Origin of the sequence: Solimonas terrae, from assembly GCF_011067135.1 — a bacterium.
In the GTDB taxonomy this organism is placed as follows: Bacteria; Pseudomonadota; Gammaproteobacteria; order Nevskiales; family Nevskiaceae; genus Solimonas; species Solimonas terrae.
Map to the genome: position 1 here is coordinate 48,240 of NZ_JAAMOW010000010.1, position 17,019 is coordinate 65,258.

The following is a 17,019-nucleotide window of genomic DNA, read 5'->3' on the forward strand; positions in this document are numbered from 1 at the left end:
AGCGTCCTGCAAGCCACGTTTTCAGGCGGGTGACGAATTTCTAGGCGGCGTCCAGCCCGGCGCGGCGCTGCGCGACTTTCGCGAGTGCCGCCCAGTCGAGTTCACCGTCACCGGACGCGACCGCTTCCAGCAGGCTGTCGCGCAGCAGGCTCGCCAGCGGCAGGGGCACATGGCGGGTGTCGCCGGCTTCCAGCGCCAGCCGAACATCCTTAAGGCCGAGCCGCAGCGCGAAGCCCGGCGGCGAGAAACGCTGCTCGGCGATGAGGGTGCCGTATCCCTTGTAGACCGGCGAGGCGAACAGCGTGCTGGTCAAGATGTCGAGCAATTCCGCGCTGCTGACGCCATGGGCTTGCGCCAGGGTGGTGGCTTCGGCCATGGCTTCGATCGCGGCTGCGATCATGAAATTGCCGGAGATCTTGACCGCGTTGGCACGCAAGGGTGCATCGCCGAGTTTCCAGGTCTTCTGGCCGATCACGTCGAACAGTGACTGCAGTTGCTCGAGCGCGCCGGCATCGCCGGCAGCGACGATATTGAGCTGGCCGCTTCGTGCGGCATCCGGCCGGCCGAACACCGGTGCGGCGACGTAGCGCAAACCCAGCGTTTCATGCAGCTCGGTCAATTCGCCTGCAAGGCGGATCGAGACGGTCGCCAGGTTGACGTGAATCAGGCCCGTGGTGGCGTGTCGCAGTGCGCCGCCGTCGACGAAAACGCTGCGGACTGCCGCGTCGTCGGCCAGCATGGAGAACAGCACATCGCCGTGCAGTGCATCGCGGGCCGAGGCCGCCGCAGTCGCACCGAGATCGACCAGTTCGCCGATGGGCCCGGGCGATCGGTTCCAGACACGAACCTGATGGCCGGCACGAATCAGGTTCGCGGCAATTGCGCTGCCCATGCTGCCGAGTCCGACGAAGCCGATTTTCATGTGCGGTCCCGGACGTGGTGCGAGACTCAACCGTGGATCAGGGTGCCAATGCCCCGATCCGTGAACAACTCGAGCAGCACCGAATGTTCGAGCCGTCCGTCGATGATATGGGCGGACTTGACGCCGCTGTTCACGGCGTCGAGCGCGTAGCGCACCTTGGGCACCATGCCGCCGTGGATGGTGCCATCGGCAATCAGCGCTTCGACCTGCGGCACGTTCAGGCCGGTCAGCACGCGTTCCTGCTTGTCGAGCACGCCCGGCGCATTGGTCAGGAAGATGATCTTCTCGGCCTGCAGCACGGCAGCGAGTTTGCCGGCGGCAACGTCGGCATTGATGTTGTAGGCCTCGCCGTTCTCGCCAACGCCGACCGGCGCGATCACCGGCACGAAACCGCCGGCTTCGAGATGCGTGATCACGCGCGGGTCGATGCGTTCGACCTCGCCGACCTGGCCCAGTTCGTGTCCGTCGATCTTCATCGGTCGCGCGCGGATCATGCTGCCGTCCTTGCCGGTCAGCCCCACCGCGCGGCCGCCCTGCTGATTGAGCGCCGCGACGACCGCCTTGTTGACCAGTCCGCCGAGCATCATCTCGACGACGTCCATCGTCTCCTCGTCGGTGACCCGCATGCCCTGGATGAACTCGCTTTTCTTGCCGAGCTTCTCCAGGTGCGCCCCGATCTGCGGGCCGGCGCCGTGCACGACGACCGGATTCATGCCAACCAGTTTCATCAAGGCGATATCGCGCGCGAAGGACGCGATCATCGTGTCGTCCTTCATGGCGTTGCCGCCGTACTTGACGACGATGGTCTTGCCGGCGAAGCGACGGATATACGGCAACGCCTCGGTGAGCACCCGAGCGGTGGTCTGCGCGTTGGTCAGATCGATGGTCATGGCATGTCGGTGGCTGCGAAAAGCGGCGCGATTATGAACTCAATGCCGGCCGGTATGGCCAAAGCCACCGGCGCCGCGGGTACTCGCGGCGAAATCATCGACGATCTCGAACGCGGCCTGCACGACCGGCACGAACACCAGCTGCGCGATGCGTTCACCCGGGTTGATCGTGAAGGCGCTCTGGCCGCGATTCCAGCACGAAACCATCAGTTCGCCCTGATAGTCGGAATCGATCAGGCCGACCAGATTGCCAAGCACGATGCCGTTCTTGTGGCCCAGTCCGGAGCGCGGCAGGATCACGGCGGCAAGGCCGACGTCGCCGATGTGAATCGCCAGACCGGTTTTCAGCAGGGTGGTTGCACCCGGCTCCAGGCTCAGCGGCGCGTCGAGCAGGCAGCGCAGGTCCAGGCCTGCGGCGCCGTCGGTTGCATAAGCCGGCAGCGGCAGTTCGGTGCCCAGGCGAGGGTCGAGAATCTTCAGGCGAATGTTCTGTTTCATGACGGGTCGGTTCGGGAGTGGGAGCGCCTCGTCGGCACGACCACGAATGCGCGGAGCGTGCGCCGGAAGCTGTTTCCTGCACAAAAGCTCAATTTCGCGCAGCGAGAAATCGTTCTGCAATCAGGGACGCAAGCTGACGTGCGAGCTCGCTCTTGCTGGCTTGCGGCAGTTCGCGTTCACCGCCGTTCCAGAAGATCGACAGCGCGTTGTCGTCGCGGTCGAAGGCGCGACCATGGCCCACCCAGTTGGCGGCGATCATGTCGAGCTTCTTGCGTTCCAGCTTGGCGCGTGCGTGCTCGGCAAGTTTCTCGGTTTCGGCAGCGAAGCCGACCACGAAAAGCTTCGCATCGCGCTGGCGTACCGCGGCGATCACGTCCGGATTGCGGCTGAGGGTCAGCGACATCGTTGCATCGGCCTTCTTGATCTTCTCGTCGGCCGGCATGTCGACGCGGTAGTCGGCAACTGCAGCGGCGCCGACGAACATCTGCGCGCCGGCAACGGCGCGAAGGGACTCTTCAAGCAATTGCTCCGCGCTTTCGAGATCCACGCGCAGCACGCCGGCCGGTGTCGACAGATTGGTCGGGCCACTGAGCAAGGTGACGTTCGCGCCCAGCGCCTGCAGCGCGGCGGCAAGCGCATATCCCATTTTTCCCGATGAACGATTGCTGATGTAGCGCACGGGGTCGATGGCTTCGCGCGTTGGTCCGGCCGTGAGCACGACCCGAACCCCGTGCAGCGGGCCGGCGTTGAAGCGCTGTGCGATGGCATCGCGGATCTGCAGGGGCTCCCACATCCGGCCGTCCCCGGTTTCGCCGCAGGCCTGCGAGCCGGAGCCGGGGCCAAGCACCTGCACGCCGCGCGCCGCCAGTGTCGCGACATTGGCTTGCGTCGCCGCGTTGGCCCACATCAGACGATTCATGGCCGGAGCGATCGCGATCGGCTTGTCGGTTGCCAGCGCCAGCGTGCTCAGCAGATCGTCGGCGAGGCCATGCGCGAGCTTGGCGATGACGTCGGCCGACGCCGGCGCGATCACGATCAGGTCCGGCCAGCGTGCCAGTTCGATATGGCCCATCGCCGCTTCGGCCGCCGGATCAAGCAGCGAGGTCCGTACTTCGCGGCCGGACAGCGCCTGGAAGGTCAGCGGCGTCACGAACTCCCGCGCCCCGGCCGTCATCACGACCTGCACGTCGGCACCCGATTCCTTCAGGCGACGCAGCAGATCGGCAGCCTTGTAGGCGGCGATCCCGCCCGTCACCGCCAGCAGGATGCGGCGATTTGAGAGCTGCGGCACGGACGGCATGGGCGTATTCATCGCAACATTCTAGCGGCCTTGCAGGGAGACGACGTATGGCAATCCGTGACTGGCCGGTCGACGAGCGGCCCCGTGAAAAGCTGCTGGCGCAGGGTGCCGCGATGCTCAGCGACGCCGAACTGCTGGCGATTTTTCTGCGCACGGGCGTGGCCGGCAAGAGCGCGGTCGAACTGGCGCGCGAGTTGATTGCCGGCTTCGGTGGTCTGCGCGCACTGTTGGGCACCGATCTGGCCGGATTTTCAGCGGCCCGGGGCCTGGGGCCCGCCAAGTATGCGCAGCTTCAGGCGGTGCTCGAACTGGCACGCCGGCATCTCGCCGAGGAACTGCAGCGCGGGGACGGTCTCAACGATCCACTGGCGGCCGAACGTTTTCTGCGTGCGCGACTCCGGGATCTCGATCACGAAGTGTTCGCGGCGCTGTTTCTCGATGCGCAGCACCGCGTGCTGGCCTTCGAGGTGCTGGCGCAAGGGACGCTCGATGGCGCTGCGGTCTATCCGCGCGAAGTAGTCAAGGCCGCGCTGCGGCATCGCGCCGCCGCGCTGATCTTTGCCCACAATCATCCCAGCGGCGTGGTTGAGCCCAGTGCTGCCGATCGGGCTTTGACCGAGCGTCTGCGGCAGGCGCTGGCGACGATCGATGTGCGCGTGCTCGATCATCTCGTGATCGGCGAGGGCGCGCCGGCCAGCTTCGCCGCACGCGGCTGGTTGTAAGGCTGCCGCGGGCGGTGGTGGGGCTCAGGCCGCGTTGCGCTGCTGCAGCGACGTGCCGACGTGATCGAGGAAGTGCCACAGCGCGTCACGAAGGTCCGGAAGCCGCCGGCGGCTGCGCTGTTCGCTGCTGGCGACCTCGTTGAGCATCGCGATGTACAGGCGGGCCGCGGCGTCCGGCTGGTAGCGGCCGAGCGCCCTCAATTCCGCGCCGAGCACCAGCGTGAAGCTCTGGTTCTGCTGTTGCAGCCCTCGCAGCACGCGCGGTTGCGCGCGTGCTGCCACCAGCCAGTCGCGAACACCGGCATTTTCCGCGCAGTAGGCCAGATAGCTTTCCGAGCCGAGCTTGATGCGCAACAGGCCTGGAGTCGCGCCGTTGGTGACGTTGATGATGCGGGCACGGACGTTCTGCAGGAAGTCCTGCTGCACGGCTTCCAGATAGGTCGGGATGTCGCCGAAGGTCGTCTTGAAGTCGCTGGCCGGAATGCCGGCGACTTCGCAGACCCGGGAAATCGACAGATCGTCGTGCGGAATCTGTGTGGCGATCACCGAGGTCGCCGAAAACAGCTTGCTGCGAATGTCGTTCTTCATCGCGATTCCGTGTCGAAATAGTTGAGCAGGGTTTCCCGCAGTTCCGGCAGCGGGTGACCGGCCTCGGCTTCGGCCAGGCCGATTTCGATGATGGCCGCGGTTGCCAGCCGGGCCAGGGCGTCCGGCTGACGCCAGCCGATGTTCTTCAGTTCCATCTGCAGCAGCAGGTTGAAGCCGTGCACACGCTGGCGGATCAGTTGTGCGCCCTGGGGGTGAAAACGCAGGCGCGAGGCCAGTGCCCGCAGCGCCGGGCGCTCGAAAAGGGCCTGAAGATAGGCGTCGACGGCCAGCTTCAGGCGCGAGCGACCAGCCGGCATGTTCAGCGTCAGATTTGCAATCAGGTCGCGGACTTCGTCGTGCATCTGTCCGAGCAGTTCGCAGAGAAGGGTCTCGAAATCGCCGTAAACCTGGCCGATCGTCGCGGGCGGCAAGGTGGCGGCGGCGGCCAGATCGGCGGCCGTCACGGCAGCGCCGGTCTGGTCCACCAGCCGCCTTGCTGCCCGCGACAACTTGCGCCTGATCTGCTCTGCGTCGTGCATGATGGGAGTATCCGGTAAGCACAATCCTCGATATTTGCGCTGCGTCACGTAAATAACTCAATCTGGGGAGCTTGTGGACGGGGCGCGGCCTCGCTGCTGCCTCTTGCCCTTGCCGGAGTGTGCTGGCACAATTGCGCCCCTTTTCGCGGCCATCAGGCCGTGTCGTCGCATCTTTCCCTAGGGTTTCGTGTCATGTCGAAAGTCTGTCAGGTCACCGGTAAGCGGCCGATTGTCGGTAATACCGTTTCGCACGCCAATAACCGTCGCCGTCGCCGCTTCGAGCCGAATCTGCACAAGCATCGCTTCTGGCTGGAAACGGAAAAGCGGTTCGTCTCGCTGCGTGTCTCCGCGGCGGGCATGCGCCTGATCGACAAGAAGGGCGTCGATGTGGTGATCGCCGAGCTGCGCGCGCGCGGCGAAAAGGTCTAAGGACCAGGAGCTGAACGATGGCCAAGAAAAAAGACGTTGAAAAGATCAAGCTGGTGTCCACCGCCGACACGGGCTATTTCTACACGACGACCAAGAATCGCAAGAACACGCCGGACAAATTCGAGTTCAAGAAGTACGATCCGGTCGTTCGCAAGCACGTCGCCTTCAAGGAAGCGAAGGTCAAGTAGTCGCCGCATTCCGAAAAACGCCGCCTCCGAGCGGCGTTTTTTTTTGCGGCATCAAAAAAGCCGGGCGATCGCCCGGCTTCTTGCACAGAACCTTGACCGTCAGCGGCGGTAGTGATGATCGACGCGCTCGCGATAGTCCTCTCGATAGCTGCGAGGTCCATGGCCGTAGTCGTAGCGCGTGTATCGGCTATCGCGGTAGACGACGTGCCGGTCGTAGTAGCCGCCGCGATAGACCACGACCGGTGCCGGTTCGTAGTAGCTGTAGTAGTAACGTGGCGGGGGTGGTGCGTAGTAGACCGGTGCCGGGGCAACGAATACCGGCGCCGGAATTCCCAGCCCCACGCTCAGCGACACATTGGAATGCGCGAGCACCGGCAACGGCGCGAGCGCTGAAATGGCCAGACCTGCAACTGCGAAGAGCTTGTTCATGATTTGAACCTCCTGGAACGCCTATCAGACTACCGGGGCGCGCTGAATCGATTCTGAATCTTCAGCCGTCGATCGTGCGACGGGCGACGAGCTCCCGCAGTGACAACGATGGGCAGTGAATGTTATGAATCGCGCCCGGTCGCCGATCATTGATCGACCGGTGAAATTGTTCCCCCGGCGTATGGCGTACGCGTGTTCCCGCGGAGTTGAGATGAGGAGATATCTGGCGCTTTGCCTGCTGTCCATTGGCGCGTGTCCCGCTTTTGCACAGAGTGCAGGCTCGATGCTGTTGCAGGCGGGTGTTCTGAACGCCGTCACGCTCGATCACAGCACGCCACTGCACACCGACGTCAAACCGGGCCTGGGGGTGTTGCTCGGCATTCCGGCCAGCTTCGATTCGCCCGGAACTTCGGCGACGGTCAGCAACGCGACCACGCTGCAGGTCGCAATGTCGTATTTCGTGACCGACCATCTTGCGATCAAGACCGAAGGCGGCATTCCGCCGAAGTTCGATCTGCGCGGCAAGGGCGTGGTGCAGCCCAATCCAAGTATCGCCGCACTAAGCGTCGATCTCGGGTCCCGGGACAACAATCCGATCGCCAGTTCCCGGCAATGGAGTCCGGCGCTTTTGCTGCAGTACTACTTCCGCCAGCCGAGCGCGCGCTGGCGTCCCGTGCTCGGTGTCGGCGTCACCTATACCTTCTTCACCGACGTGAAACTCAAGCCCGAGTTCGAGCGCGATCTGAACAGCACTTTTGGCCGCAGCCTCGCGCTTGCCAATCTCAATTTCCCGATCGATGGCACGACCGTCAAGGCAAAGTCTGCGCCGGACTGGGCGCCGATCGCCAACGTCGGCGTGTCCTATGCGTTCGACGCGCACTGGGGTGCTGCATTGTCGCTTTCATATGTCGGCCTGAGTACTACTTCGACGATCGCCATCAATGCGGCCGACGGCACGCGTTTGTCGACCAGCAAGACCAGCATCGATATCAATCCGCTCGCGACCGCGCTGCTGATTTCGTACGTGTTCTGATTCGGATCCGTCCGCGATGCCAGACAGGAAGACATGATGGACGAAGCACGCTTGATCGATCTGGAGACCCGGCTCGCCTATCAGGAGGCGACGCTGCAGGATCTCAATGATGTCATCGCCGCACAGCAGCGCCGCATCAGTGAACTTGAAGGAATGTGCCGGCAACTGCTCGAGCGTGTTGCACGCATGGGCCAGGATATTTTCAAGGGCAGCGCGGAGGACGAGGTACCTCCGCACTATTGACGCGGAGTGGGATAGCCGGGATCGCCGCCGAATGGAGGCTCCTCGTCGGGAATGGCAAAGCCGCCATTGAACCACTCGCCCAGGTCGAGCATCTTGCAGCGCTCGGAGCAGAACGGCCGCCATGGATTGGCGTCGTCGAGGCGCACCGACTGCCCGCACTGCGGGCAGGATGCGATGCGATGCGGACGGACGTTGTCCTTGCCTGCCGTGCCGCTCACAGGTTGCAGCACTGCAGGCGGAAGTTGATGTCGGATTGCGACTGCTGCGCCCGTTCCGACAGCTCGCGCATCGCCATGAAGCGCACGGTGAAGCGGTGCCGGCCGGCGCTGATTTCCGGGTAGACAGCGGGGTTTGCCGGAACCAGTACACGCACCAGCAGGCAGGGGCCGCTGGGTGTGTGCAGGTAGATACCGCCGCGTGCCGTCACGGCTTCATCGGGAACGCTGGAGCGCAGCAGTTTCAAGTACAGCAGGATCGCGCGTTCGAAAGGGCGAAGATCGGCAAACCAGGCGTCGAGGTCGCGGGTGATGCGCGCGCGTGGCTGCGACAGCCACCAGTGGTAGTGAGGCAGATCGAAGCCGCAGGTGCCCCCCGGTATCGTCGAGCGATTGAGGATGCTGACGAGAAAGTCGCTGCCGCGCAGCAGCGAGTTGGCAAACTGGGTCGCCAGTTGCTGGAGCTGGTTGAGAACTTCGGTGATCTCGGCCAGCACGCCCTTGAGTCTTTCCTGATCGACGCTGGGCCGCGCGGCCAGCCGTGTCAGGTGATGATACTGGTCGTTCAGTTCCTTGAGGATGTCGTTCTTCAGATCCGAGCGCGACGTGACGACCAGCAGATCGAGCAGGGCATGCAGCGAGGCTCGCGCGCCGAATGTCGTCTCGTTGTGGCGATGATCGTGATACTGCAGGAAAAGGAGTTCGAGCCGCAGAAAAGTGCGCACCCGCTCGCTGAGCGGTTGCTCGAATACCAGATCGTCAGGATTGGCCTCGCTCACAATGAATACGGGACGGCTAAATTTTGATTGTGACGGAGTTCACACTATGCGGCAAACGCAGGCCCGCTGCGTGCGGCTCGCCGCGCGCCGCCAGCCGCAGATAGAAATGATGCAATTCGTCGACCGCGGCTTCCGTGGTGGCGATGTCCCCCGAGTTGTCGAGCACGTCGTGCGCCATGCCGAGCCGGGTTTCGCGGTCGCTTTGCGCTGCCAGCATTTGTCGAGCAAGCGCCTCGTCGATGCCGTCGCGCTTTGTCAGGCGCGCGAACTGGAACTCGACCGGTGCGTCGACCAGCAGCACGCGATCGACCAGATCATGCATGCGTGCCTCGATCAGGATCGCCACGCTGAGCATGCAGTACGGCGCTGTCTGGGCCTCGCGCCAGCGCATCATGGCGGCACGGATCCGCGGGTGGGTGATGGCTTCCAGCTTGCGAAGCGCATCGGGGTGGCCGAATACCTGTCCACGCAGGCGGCGGCGATCGAGCTCACCGCTGGCGAGCAGGAATTCGTCGCCGAAGGTCTGTGCGATTTCTGCCAGCGCCGGCGATCCCGGCATGACGATATCGCGAGAGACCTGATCGGCGTCGAGCACCGGGACCTGCAGCGCCTCGAAGCGGGCTTGAACCAGCGATTTGCCGCTGGCGATGCCGCCGGTCAGGCCGATGGTCAAAGGCATGGCAGTCTCAGCTCACGGCATGCAGATAGGCCTGCTGCAGTTGCGGGCCGAACACCAGCGTCAGCCAGCCGGCCGCGGCCAGATACGGGCCGAACGGAATCGGTACTTCGCGGCCATGTCGGCGGAACACGATCAGACCGATGCCGACCGCCGCACCGACCACCGACGACAGCAGCACGATCGTCGGCAGCGATTGCCAGCCGAGCCACGCCCCGAGCGCGGCGAGCAGCTTGAAGTCGCCGTACCCCATGCCTTCCTTGCCGGTGGCGAGCTTGAACAGCCAGAACACCGCCCACAGCAGCAGATAGCCGGCCGCGGCACCGATCACGGCCGAGTGCAGGTCGGCAAAGATCGGCGCCAGCGCCAGCAGCAGGCCGAGCCAGAGCAGTGGCAGCGTCAAATCGTCCGGCAGCAGTTGCGTGCGCAGATCGATTACCGCCAGTGCCAGCAGCACCCAGCTCAGCACCAGCGAGCCCAGCAGCGCCGGGCCGTAGCCAAAATGCCAGGCACAGACTGCGGACAGCAGGGCGGAGGCCGCCTCGACCAAGGGGTATTGCGGTGAAATGGGAGCACGACAGTGGGCGCAGCGCCCGCGCAGCGCCAGCCAGCTGATTACCGGCACGTTCTGCCAGGGGCGGATCGGTGCCTGGCACGACGGACAGCAGGACGCCGGATGACTCAGCGACAGGCGGGCTTCTTCGACTGCCGGCAGCCCCAGCGCTTCGCGCGCATCACGCTTCCAGGTCTGCTCCATCATGCGCGGCAGGCGCAGAATCACGACGTTGAGAAAGCTGCCGACCAACAGGCCCAGCACGCTGACGACGGCAACGAGCAATGCCGGGCTGTCCTGCAGCCCTTCGAGCAAGGTCATGGCGAGACTATTTCCTGTTTGGCCTCATGCGGAGCGCGCCCTGTACGCGACGACAAGGCACCCGAGCGTGCGGCAGCGCCTTTGCGGTCCTAAATGGCCTGGCCGAGCTTGAAGATAGGCAGGTACATGGCAACCACGAGGCCGCCGACCAGCACGCCGAGAACCGACATGATCATCGGTTCAAGCAAGCTCGAGAGCGTGTCGACCAGCATGTCAACTTCGGCTTCGTAGAAGTCGGCGACCTTGGCGCACATGGCGTCCAGCGCGCCCGACTCTTCGCCGATCTGCACCATCTGTGTCGCCATGTTCGGGAACAGATTCGATTGCGCCATGGTGAAATTGAGTTGCTGGCCGGTTGCGACCTCGTCCTTCATCTTCAGGATTGCCTCCGTGAAGATGATGTTGCCGGCTGCCTTGCCAACGGAGTCCATCGCTTCAACCAGGGGCACGCCGGCTGCGAACATCGTCGACAGGGTTCTGGCGAAGCGGGCAACTGCCGATTTGTAGAGAATCGCGCCGATCACTGGCGCCTTCAGCAGGATGCGATCCAGCAGGCGCCGGAAATTGGCCGATCGTCGCTTGGCTTCGAACAATCCGTAAAAGGTTCCGCCGACGACCGCCAGAATCAGCCACCACGAACTTTGAACGAATTCCGAGAGGTGAATCACCATCAGTGTGAAAGCCGGCAGATCGGCGCCGAAGCCCTGGAACAGATTCTGGAACTGCGGCACGACGAAGTACAGCAGGATTCCGGTGACGATGAAGGCGACGACGATGACGGCCGTTGGATAGGTCAGCGCCTTCTTGACCTTCTTCTTGATCGCTTCGGTCTTTTCCTTGTAGGTCGCAATCTTGTCGAGCAGGGATTCGAGCGTGCCGGACTTTTCGCCGGCCTCGACCAGATTGACCACCAGGTCATCGAAGTACAGCGGAAACTTGGCAAGGCTCTCGGCAAACGAGTTGCCACCCTCGATCTCGGTCTTGATTGCCATGATCATCTCGCCGAGGCTGGGGTTGTCATGGCCACGGCCGACGATTTCCAGCGACTGCACGAGCGGCACGCCGGCCGCGAGCATGGTCGCCATCTGACGCAGGAAGATCGCGACGTCGCCGCTGGCGATCTTCTTCTTGCGCTTGGCGAACAGGGCGGACTGCTTGCGGACGAAGATCGGATTGATGCCGTCGCGACGCAACTGCAGGCGAATGAAATGCTCGCTGGGGCCGATACGATCGCCCTTGATGCGATTGCCCTTGCGATCGGTGCCTTCCCAGCGGAACGTGAATTCCTTGACTGCTGCTGCCGCTTGCGCCATCTAAGCCTTCCCCCGAATGCTGTTACGCGAATCCCGCTGCGCTCAGTCGCCGACCGTGCAGGCGTTGGCCTGCAACAGGTCGATTGCGCCTTGTCTGACCTTGCGCAGGGCCGAGGCACGCAGATCGGCAATCCCTTCGCGCTCCGCCTGCTCGGCGATTTCCAGCGCGCTGCCGCCTTCCATGATGATACGTCCCATCTCGGTCGAGAACGGCATGACCTGATAGATGCCGGTGCGGCCCTTGTAGCCGCTGTTGTCGCATTGATCGCAGCCGGCCGCCTCGAAGATCTTGAAGCCGGGTTCGTCGAGCTCAGCTTCCTTGAAGCCCTGGCGCAGCAATTCGGCGCGCGGAATGCTGGCTTCGCGCTTGCACTGCGAACACAGTTTGCGGGCCAGGCGCTGGGCGATGATCAGCGACAGCGTCGAGGCGATGTTGTAGCCCGGCACGCCCATGTTCATCAGGCGCACGACGGTCTGCGGTGCGTCGTTGGTGTGCAGGGTCGACAACACCAGGTGGCCGGTCTGCGCCGCCTTGATCGCGATTTCGGCGGTTTCCAGGTCGCGGATTTCGCCGACCATGATGACGTCCGGATCCTGTCGCAGGAAAGCCTTCAGCGCCGCTGCGAAGGTCAGGCCGACGCGCGGATTGACGTTGACCTGATTGACGCCGGGCAGGTTGATTTCCGCCGGGTCCTCGGCCGTCGAGATATTGATGTCATCGGTGTTGAGAATGTTCAGGCCGGTATACAGCGACACCGTCTTGCCCGAGCCGGTCGGACCCGTGACCAGGATCATGCCCTGCGGCTGCGCCAGCGACTTCATGTAGGCGTCTTTCTGCTCGGGCTCGTAGCCGAGCGCATCGATGCCGAGCTGCGCGCTCGACGGGTCGAGAATGCGGCAGCAGATCTTTTCTCCGAACAGGGTCGGACAGGTGCTGACGCGGAAGTCGATGGCCTTGGTCTTGGAGATATAGAGCTTGATGCGACCGTCCTGCGGCACGCGCCGTTCGGCCAGATCGAGCCGCGACATGACCTTGACGCGTGCAGCCAGCCGGCCGGCCATTGCCTGTGGCGGCGTCGCGATCGTCTTCAGCTCGCCGTCCTTGCGGTAGCGGATACGGTAGGTTTTCTCGTAGGGCTCGAAGTGCACGTCCGACGCGCCGATGTTGATGGCGTCGACCAGCACCTTGTTGACGTAGCGCACGATCGGCGCATCGTCGGCGTCGGCCTTGCTGACGTCGACGTTCGCATCGGCTTCGCCGCCTTCGACTTCGAGGTTCTCGAGATCCGAATCGCCGAGATCCATGCGTTGCGACTCGCCCGCCTGGATCGCCGCTTCGATCGCCTTGACGAGCTTGTCTTCCTCGACCAGCACCGCCTCGGTCATGTTGCCGGTCGCGAACTTGATCTCGTCGAGCGCCTGCAGATTGGTCGGGTCGGAAACGGCGACAAACGTCTTCTTGCCGCGTTTGTAGAGCGGCAGCGCGTGGACCTTGCGCAACACCTTGTCGCTGACTTCGCGGGCTACCGCCGGATCGATCTCGATCGCCGAGATGTCCATCAGGGGCGCCCCGAACTCGAGGCTGGCCACTTCGGCGATCTTCTGCGCCGACAAGGCCTTGGCGGCGATCAGCGCCGACACGAACGGCATGCTTTCCTTGACCGCCCGCTGCTGGGCTTCGCGGGCCTGGGCTTCGCTGATCAGCTTGTCGGCGACCAGCCGGCGGGCGAGGCCGCCGAGGAAGACCGGGGGAGGGGCAGTGCCGATGGCCATATGTGGGAAGGACGATGCCGACGACGTAAGGAAGTGACGACGAATGTAGGGTGGCGTCGGTCCGGGGTCAATCCAGCCGCCAGCCGCGAGCCGCTGCACAACGAAAGACGGGCGGCACGGGCCGCCCGTCTTTCAGCTTGCGACAGCCTGCGGCCGGATCAGTTGCGCTTCATCGAATCGAAGAAGGCGGCATTGGTCTTGGACTGGCGCATGCGGTCGATCAGCAGTTCCATGGCCGCAACCTCGTCCATGTCGTGCAGCAGTTTGCGCAGGATCCAGACTTTGTTGAGGTCGGTTGGATCCATCATCAGCTCTTCCTTGCGGGTGCCGGAACGGTTGATGTTGATCGCCGGGAACACGCGTTTCTCGGCAATGCGGCGCTCCAGATGGAGTTCCATGTTGCCGGTGCCCTTGAATTCCTCGTAGATCACTTCGTCCATCTTCGAGCCGGTATCGATCAGCGCCGAAGCCAGGATGGTCAGCGAGCCGCCCTCCTCGATGTTGCGCGCGGCGCCGAAGAAGCGCTTCGGCTTCTGCAGGCCGTTGGCATCGACACCGCCGGTCAGGACCTTGCCGGACGACGGTGCCACCGTGTTGTAGGCGCGGGCGAGGCGGGTGATCGAGTCGAGCAGGATGACCACGTCACGCTTGTGTTCAACCAGACGCTTGGCCTTCTCGATCACCATTTCGGCGACCTGCACGTGACGCGAAGCCGGCTCGTCGAAGGTCGACGCGACGACTTCGCCGCGCACGGTGCGCTGCATGTCGGTGACTTCTTCCGGGCGCTCGTCGATCAGCAGCACGATCAGGTAGGCGTCCGGGTAATTGGCGGCGATCGACTGCGCGATGTTCTGCATCATGATCGTCTTGCCGGCCTTCGGCGGCGAGACGATCAGGCCGCGCTGGCCTTTGCCGAACGGCGCGACCAGATCGATCACGCGCGCGGTGATGTCTTCGGTCGTGCCGTTGCCGCGCTCCATCTTGTACTGCTTGTCGGCGAACAGCGGCGTCAGGTTCTCGAAGCTGACCTTGCGCTTGGAGACTTCCGGTGGCTCGAAGTTGATCGTGTCGACCTTGAGCAGCGCGAAGTAGCGTTCGTTGTCCTTCGGCGAGCGGACCCGACCGGTGACCGAGTCGCCGGTGCGCAGCGCAAAGCGGCGTATCTGGCTCGGTGAAATGTAGACATCGTCCGGGCCGGCGAGGTACGAGCTGTCCGGACCACGCAGGAAGCCGTAGCCGTCCTGCATGATTTCCAGCACGCCTTCGGTGTAGATGTGCTCGCCACGCTTGGCCGCCGCACGCAGCAGCTGGAAAACCAGATCCTGCTTCTTGATGCGAGCGATGTTCTCGAGACCCTGCGATTCGGCCAGTTCGAGAAGCTCCGAGGCGGTCATCCGCTTCAGATCCTGGACGCGGATGATCTTGGGCGGCTCCGGCGGCGTCTGCGGGCTGCCATTGACCCCGCCGTTTTCATCGTCATCGGCCATCTGCGGTGCCGGCATGCGCGGCTGGCCCGCGTGTGCTTCGGCGCTCAGCGACAGTTCCAGTTCTTCGTCGCCGCCTTCGACGTCGTCGGGCTGGATGTCTTCAGGGAAGCCCTGGTTGCCATTGTGATTGCCATTGCTGTTGCCATTACCGCCCTGGTTTCCACCACGGTTCTGGCCGCCACGCTGGAAACGACGACGGTGTTTCATCGGAGGCTTGTTCAAGCGACGTTATTCAGGTGGGGAGTGACGAAAGCGGTGAGCTGTGCCTTGTGCACGGCGCCGACCTGGGTTGCCGCCGGCTGTCCGTCCTTGAACAGGATCAGCGTCGGGATGCCGCGGATGCCGAGCGAAGCCGGCGTCTGCGGGTTTTCATCGACATTGAGTTTGACGATCTTGAGCTTGCCGACATTCTCGGCGGCCACTTGATCGAGGATCGGCGCAATCATGCGGCAGGGGCCACACCACTCCGCCCAGAAGTCGACGAGCACCGGCTGCGAACGGCTCGCGGACTTCACGTCCTGTTCGAAACTGGCATCGGTAACGGCCGAAATATGTTCACTCATGAGTGGGTGCCTCGCAGGAAGGATGAGCAGGAAAACGCCCGCACGCTTCGGAAGTGGGGTGGTTCTTGATCGACCGCCGCCGCGCAAAAAGCACGACAGACCGGTATGATTAATCTTTATACGACGGGGAAATAGCGCGGGCCCGGTGCAGCAAGCGGTAATCGCTGCGGGGCCATTGATGTGCGTTATTTGATCTGAAACCTCCGCGCCTTGCAAGAGCCGGCCATCCGGCGAGCGATACCACCTGAATGCAACCCGACCATCTTTCCGCCGTCCGTTTCGCCGATCTTCCGCTGCACGCCAGCCTGCAGGCTGGTCTTTCCCAGCTCGGTTACAGCCATTGCACGCCGATCCAGGCGCAGGCGCTGCCGCGTGCCCTGAATGGCGAAGATCTTGCCGGACAGGCGCAGACCGGCACCGGCAAATCCGCCGCTTTCCTGCTGGCGACGATGAATCGCCTGCTGACCCATCCGCGCGCCGAAGGCGACGACCCGAACCAGCCGCGTGCCTTCATCCTCGCGCCGACGCGCGAACTCGCCGTACAGATCTACAACGATGCCATGGGGCTGGGCGCGCAGAGTGGTTTGCGCATGACCGTCTGCTACGGCGGCGCCGGCTACGAATTGCAGCGGCAGAGCATCGAAGGTGGCGTCGACATCCTGATCGGGACGCCGGGTCGCCTGATCGACTACTTCAAGCAGGGCACCTACCATCTCAGGCAGATCGAGGTGCTGGTACTCGACGAAGCCGATCGCATGTTCGATCTCGGCTTCATCGCCGACATCCGCTACCTGATCCGCAAGATGCCGCCGCCGGCGCAGCGCAAGAACTACCTGTTCTCGGCGACCCTGTCGCAACGCGTGCTCGAGCTGGCCTACGAGCACATGAACAGCCCGCAGAAGATCGAGATCGAACCCGATCAGGTCACGGCCGAGCGCGTGCGTCAGGAACTGGTGCACGTCTCCAACGACGAGAAGCTGCCGTTCCTGATCGGGCTGCTGCGGCATCGCAATGCCTTCCGCTCGCTGGTCTTCATCAACACCAAGCGCGGCGCCGAGTTCGTCGAGAAGGGCCTGCGCCTGAACGGCTTCGAAGCCAGCGTATTGTCCGGCGATGTCTCGCAGGGACAACGGCTGCGTCTGCTCGAGGATTTCAAGCAGGGCAAGCTGCCGGTGCTGGTGGCCACCGACGTGGCGGCACGCGGCTTGCACATTCCAGGCGTGGATCTGGTCGTCAACTATGACCTGCCGCAGGACGCGGAGGACTACGTGCACCGCATCGGCCGTACCGCGCGCGCGGGTGCGACCGGCGACGCCGTGTCGCTGTGTTGCGAAACCTGGGTCTATTCGCTGCCCGAGATCGAGAAGTACATCGGCAATCGTCTGCCGGTGATGCCGGACGGTCATGCCCTGATCGCCAGTGATTTCGTCGCGCCGAAGCCCGAACCGCGACGGCATCATGCGGGTGGTGGCGCCAACCGCGGCCGCCGGCCGCCGCCGCGGCGGCGCTGAGCGGCATTGCATGCCTGGGGAATATTGGTATATTTCACGCCATCTTA

At 63.7% G+C, this 17,019-nt stretch carries 21 protein-coding genes; 6 read left to right on the forward strand and 15 right to left on the reverse strand.

The genetic code is table 11. From position 1 onward, the window contains the following. Nucleotides 1-40: 40 nt before the first annotated feature. The 4 genes from G7Y85_RS17955 to coaBC all read right to left on the reverse strand — a co-directional run bounded on the left by G7Y85_RS17955 (nucleotide 41) and on the right by coaBC (nucleotide 3,622). The gene (locus G7Y85_RS17955; protein WP_166260696.1) at nucleotides 41-922 is read right to left on the reverse strand and encodes an NAD(P)-dependent oxidoreductase; all 882 of its coding nucleotides are present in this window, start codon (nucleotides 920-922) and stop codon (nucleotides 41-43) included. Nucleotides 923-948: 26 nt separating this feature from the next. Beyond that, the gene (gene argB, locus G7Y85_RS17960) at nucleotides 949-1,812 is read right to left on the reverse strand and encodes an acetylglutamate kinase (RefSeq protein ID WP_166260699.1); all 864 of its coding nucleotides are present in this window, start codon (nucleotides 1,810-1,812) and stop codon (nucleotides 949-951) included. Between the two features lie 39 nt (nucleotides 1,813-1,851). Continuing rightward, nucleotides 1,852-2,310 carry a dUTP diphosphatase gene (gene dut, locus G7Y85_RS17965; RefSeq protein WP_166260702.1) on the reverse strand — a complete coding sequence of 153 codons (459 nt, stop codon included), beginning with the start codon at nucleotides 2,308-2,310 and terminating at the stop codon, nucleotides 1,852-1,854. Nucleotides 2,311-2,398: 88 nt separating this feature from the next. After that, entirely contained in the window at nucleotides 2,399-3,622 is a 1,224-nt protein-coding gene (gene coaBC / locus G7Y85_RS17970; RefSeq protein WP_174839799.1) for a bifunctional phosphopantothenoylcysteine decarboxylase/phosphopantothenate--cysteine ligase CoaBC, read from the reverse strand. A gap of 35 nt (nucleotides 3,623-3,657) precedes the next feature. On the opposite strand from coaBC, the gene radC reads away from it, so the two are divergent. Then, a complete protein-coding gene (gene radC, locus G7Y85_RS17975; RefSeq protein ID WP_166260705.1) occupies nucleotides 3,658-4,332 on the forward strand; it encodes a RadC family protein in 675 nt (224 codons plus the stop codon). Nucleotides 4,333-4,356: 24 nt separating this feature from the next. Here the strand turns inward: radC and G7Y85_RS17980 are convergent, their stop codons facing one another. Both G7Y85_RS17980 and G7Y85_RS17985 read right to left on the reverse strand, forming a co-directional pair. Beyond that, nucleotides 4,357-4,920: a hypothetical protein gene (locus G7Y85_RS17980; protein ID WP_166260708.1), complete on the reverse strand. Its 564-nt coding sequence runs from the start codon at nucleotides 4,918-4,920 to the stop codon at nucleotides 4,357-4,359. After that, entirely contained in the window at nucleotides 4,917-5,459 is a 543-nt protein-coding gene (locus G7Y85_RS17985; RefSeq protein ID WP_166260711.1) for a hypothetical protein, read from the reverse strand. Before G7Y85_RS17985 ends, G7Y85_RS17980 begins: the two co-directional genes overlap by 4 nt. Before the next feature lie 192 nt (nucleotides 5,460-5,651). Between G7Y85_RS17985 and rpmB the strand changes: the two genes are divergently transcribed. Further along, nucleotides 5,652-5,888 carry a 50S ribosomal protein L28 gene (gene rpmB, locus G7Y85_RS17990; RefSeq protein ID WP_166260714.1) on the forward strand — a complete coding sequence of 79 codons (237 nt, stop codon included), beginning with the start codon at nucleotides 5,652-5,654 and terminating at the stop codon, nucleotides 5,886-5,888. A gap of 17 nt (nucleotides 5,889-5,905) precedes the next feature. After that, the gene (gene rpmG / locus G7Y85_RS17995) at nucleotides 5,906-6,076 is read left to right on the forward strand and encodes a 50S ribosomal protein L33 (RefSeq protein WP_166260717.1); all 171 of its coding nucleotides are present in this window, start codon (nucleotides 5,906-5,908) and stop codon (nucleotides 6,074-6,076) included. Nucleotides 6,077-6,175: 99 nt separating this feature from the next. On the opposite strand, the gene G7Y85_RS18000 is transcribed toward rpmG, so the two are convergent. Beyond that, nucleotides 6,176-6,505 (reverse strand): hypothetical protein, encoded by a 330-nt coding sequence (locus tag G7Y85_RS18000; RefSeq protein WP_166260721.1) that lies wholly within the window; start codon nucleotides 6,503-6,505, stop codon nucleotides 6,176-6,178. A 283-nt stretch (nucleotides 6,506-6,788) separates the two neighbouring features. Between G7Y85_RS18000 and G7Y85_RS18005 the strand changes: the two genes are divergently transcribed. Both G7Y85_RS18005 and G7Y85_RS18010 read left to right on the forward strand, forming a co-directional pair. Further along, nucleotides 6,789-7,538, forward strand: a complete 750-nt coding sequence (locus G7Y85_RS18005) for an OmpW/AlkL family protein (protein WP_166260724.1) — start codon at nucleotides 6,789-6,791, stop codon at nucleotides 7,536-7,538. A gap of 36 nt (nucleotides 7,539-7,574) precedes the next feature. Continuing rightward, the gene (locus tag G7Y85_RS18010; RefSeq protein WP_166260727.1) at nucleotides 7,575-7,781 is read left to right on the forward strand and encodes a SlyX family protein; all 207 of its coding nucleotides are present in this window, start codon (nucleotides 7,575-7,577) and stop codon (nucleotides 7,779-7,781) included. On the opposite strand, the gene G7Y85_RS18015 is transcribed toward G7Y85_RS18010, so the two are convergent. From G7Y85_RS18015 to trxA, 8 genes are all read right to left on the reverse strand, one after another. Further along, nucleotides 7,775-7,999, reverse strand: coding sequence for a DNA gyrase inhibitor YacG (locus G7Y85_RS18015; RefSeq protein ID WP_174839800.1), 225 nt, complete (start codon nucleotides 7,997-7,999; stop codon nucleotides 7,775-7,777). The two genes, G7Y85_RS18010 and G7Y85_RS18015, sit on opposite strands and share 7 nt — an antisense overlap. Beyond that, nucleotides 7,996-8,775, reverse strand: coding sequence for a cell division protein ZapD (gene zapD / locus G7Y85_RS18020; RefSeq protein WP_166260730.1), 780 nt, complete (start codon nucleotides 8,773-8,775; stop codon nucleotides 7,996-7,998). Before zapD ends, G7Y85_RS18015 begins: the two co-directional genes overlap by 4 nt. A gap of 16 nt (nucleotides 8,776-8,791) precedes the next feature. Then, nucleotides 8,792-9,454 (reverse strand): dephospho-CoA kinase, encoded by a 663-nt coding sequence (coaE, locus tag G7Y85_RS18025; protein ID WP_166260733.1) that lies wholly within the window; start codon nucleotides 9,452-9,454, stop codon nucleotides 8,792-8,794. A 7-nt stretch (nucleotides 9,455-9,461) separates the two neighbouring features. Next, nucleotides 9,462-10,325: a prepilin peptidase gene (locus tag G7Y85_RS18030; RefSeq protein ID WP_166260736.1), complete on the reverse strand. Its 864-nt coding sequence runs from the start codon at nucleotides 10,323-10,325 to the stop codon at nucleotides 9,462-9,464. A gap of 89 nt (nucleotides 10,326-10,414) precedes the next feature. Then, nucleotides 10,415-11,638 (reverse strand): type II secretion system F family protein, encoded by a 1,224-nt coding sequence (locus tag G7Y85_RS18035; RefSeq protein ID WP_166260739.1) that lies wholly within the window; start codon nucleotides 11,636-11,638, stop codon nucleotides 10,415-10,417. A 42-nt stretch (nucleotides 11,639-11,680) separates the two neighbouring features. Continuing rightward, a complete protein-coding gene (gene pilB / locus G7Y85_RS18040) occupies nucleotides 11,681-13,411 on the reverse strand; it encodes a type IV-A pilus assembly ATPase PilB (protein WP_166260742.1) in 1,731 nt (576 codons plus the stop codon). Nucleotides 13,412-13,569: 158 nt separating this feature from the next. Continuing rightward, entirely contained in the window at nucleotides 13,570-14,805 is a 1,236-nt protein-coding gene (gene rho, locus G7Y85_RS18045) for a transcription termination factor Rho (RefSeq protein ID WP_241696273.1), read from the reverse strand. Nucleotides 14,806-15,116: 311 nt separating this feature from the next. After that, on the reverse strand, nucleotides 15,117-15,461 hold the full coding sequence (trxA, locus tag G7Y85_RS18050) for a thioredoxin (RefSeq protein WP_166260745.1): 345 nt from the start codon (nucleotides 15,459-15,461) through the stop codon (nucleotides 15,117-15,119). A 248-nt stretch (nucleotides 15,462-15,709) separates the two neighbouring features. Here trxA and G7Y85_RS18055 point away from each other — a divergent pair, with 248 nt between their 5' ends. Then, nucleotides 15,710-16,972 carry a DEAD/DEAH box helicase gene (locus tag G7Y85_RS18055; protein WP_166260748.1) on the forward strand — a complete coding sequence of 421 codons (1,263 nt, stop codon included), beginning with the start codon at nucleotides 15,710-15,712 and terminating at the stop codon, nucleotides 16,970-16,972. Nucleotides 16,973-17,019 lie beyond the last annotated feature (47 nt).

Coding starts and splice junctions, on each gene's coding strand:
- G7Y85_RS17955 (WP_166260696.1), bottom strand. CDS start 922: ATGAAAATCGGCTTCGTCGGACTCGGCAGCATGGGCAGCGCAATTGCC.
- argB (WP_166260699.1), bottom strand. CDS start 1,812: ATGACCATCGATCTGACCAACGCGCAGACCACCGCTCGGGTGCTCACC.
- dut (WP_166260702.1), bottom strand. CDS start 2,310: ATGAAACAGAACATTCGCCTGAAGATTCTCGACCCTCGCCTGGGCACC.
- coaBC (WP_174839799.1), bottom strand. CDS start 3,622: ATGAATACGCCCATGCCGTCCGTGCCGCAGCTCTCAAATCGCCGCATC.
- radC (WP_166260705.1), top strand. CDS start 3,658: ATGGCAATCCGTGACTGGCCGGTCGACGAGCGGCCCCGTGAAAAGCTG.
- G7Y85_RS17980 (WP_166260708.1), bottom strand. CDS start 4,920: ATGAAGAACGACATTCGCAGCAAGCTGTTTTCGGCGACCTCGGTGATC.
- G7Y85_RS17985 (WP_166260711.1), bottom strand. CDS start 5,459: ATGCACGACGCAGAGCAGATCAGGCGCAAGTTGTCGCGGGCAGCAAGG.
- rpmB (WP_166260714.1), top strand. CDS start 5,652: ATGTCGAAAGTCTGTCAGGTCACCGGTAAGCGGCCGATTGTCGGTAAT.
- rpmG (WP_166260717.1), top strand. CDS start 5,906: ATGGCCAAGAAAAAAGACGTTGAAAAGATCAAGCTGGTGTCCACCGCC.
- G7Y85_RS18000 (WP_166260721.1), bottom strand. CDS start 6,505: ATGAACAAGCTCTTCGCAGTTGCAGGTCTGGCCATTTCAGCGCTCGCG.
- G7Y85_RS18005 (WP_166260724.1), top strand. CDS start 6,789: ATGCTGTTGCAGGCGGGTGTTCTGAACGCCGTCACGCTCGATCACAGC.
- G7Y85_RS18010 (WP_166260727.1), top strand. CDS start 7,575: ATGGACGAAGCACGCTTGATCGATCTGGAGACCCGGCTCGCCTATCAG.
- coaE (WP_166260733.1), bottom strand. CDS start 9,454: ATGCCTTTGACCATCGGCCTGACCGGCGGCATCGCCAGCGGCAAATCG.
- G7Y85_RS18030 (WP_166260736.1), bottom strand. CDS start 10,325: ATGACCTTGCTCGAAGGGCTGCAGGACAGCCCGGCATTGCTCGTTGCC.
- G7Y85_RS18035 (WP_166260739.1), bottom strand. CDS start 11,638: ATGGCGCAAGCGGCAGCAGCAGTCAAGGAATTCACGTTCCGCTGGGAA.
- pilB (WP_166260742.1), bottom strand. CDS start 13,411: ATGGCCATCGGCACTGCCCCTCCCCCGGTCTTCCTCGGCGGCCTCGCC.
- rho (WP_241696273.1), bottom strand. CDS start 14,805: ATGACCGCCTCGGAGCTTCTCGAACTGGCCGAATCGCAGGGTCTCGAG.
- trxA (WP_166260745.1), bottom strand. CDS start 15,461: ATGAGTGAACATATTTCGGCCGTTACCGATGCCAGTTTCGAACAGGAC.
- G7Y85_RS18055 (WP_166260748.1), top strand. CDS start 15,710: ATGCAACCCGACCATCTTTCCGCCGTCCGTTTCGCCGATCTTCCGCTG.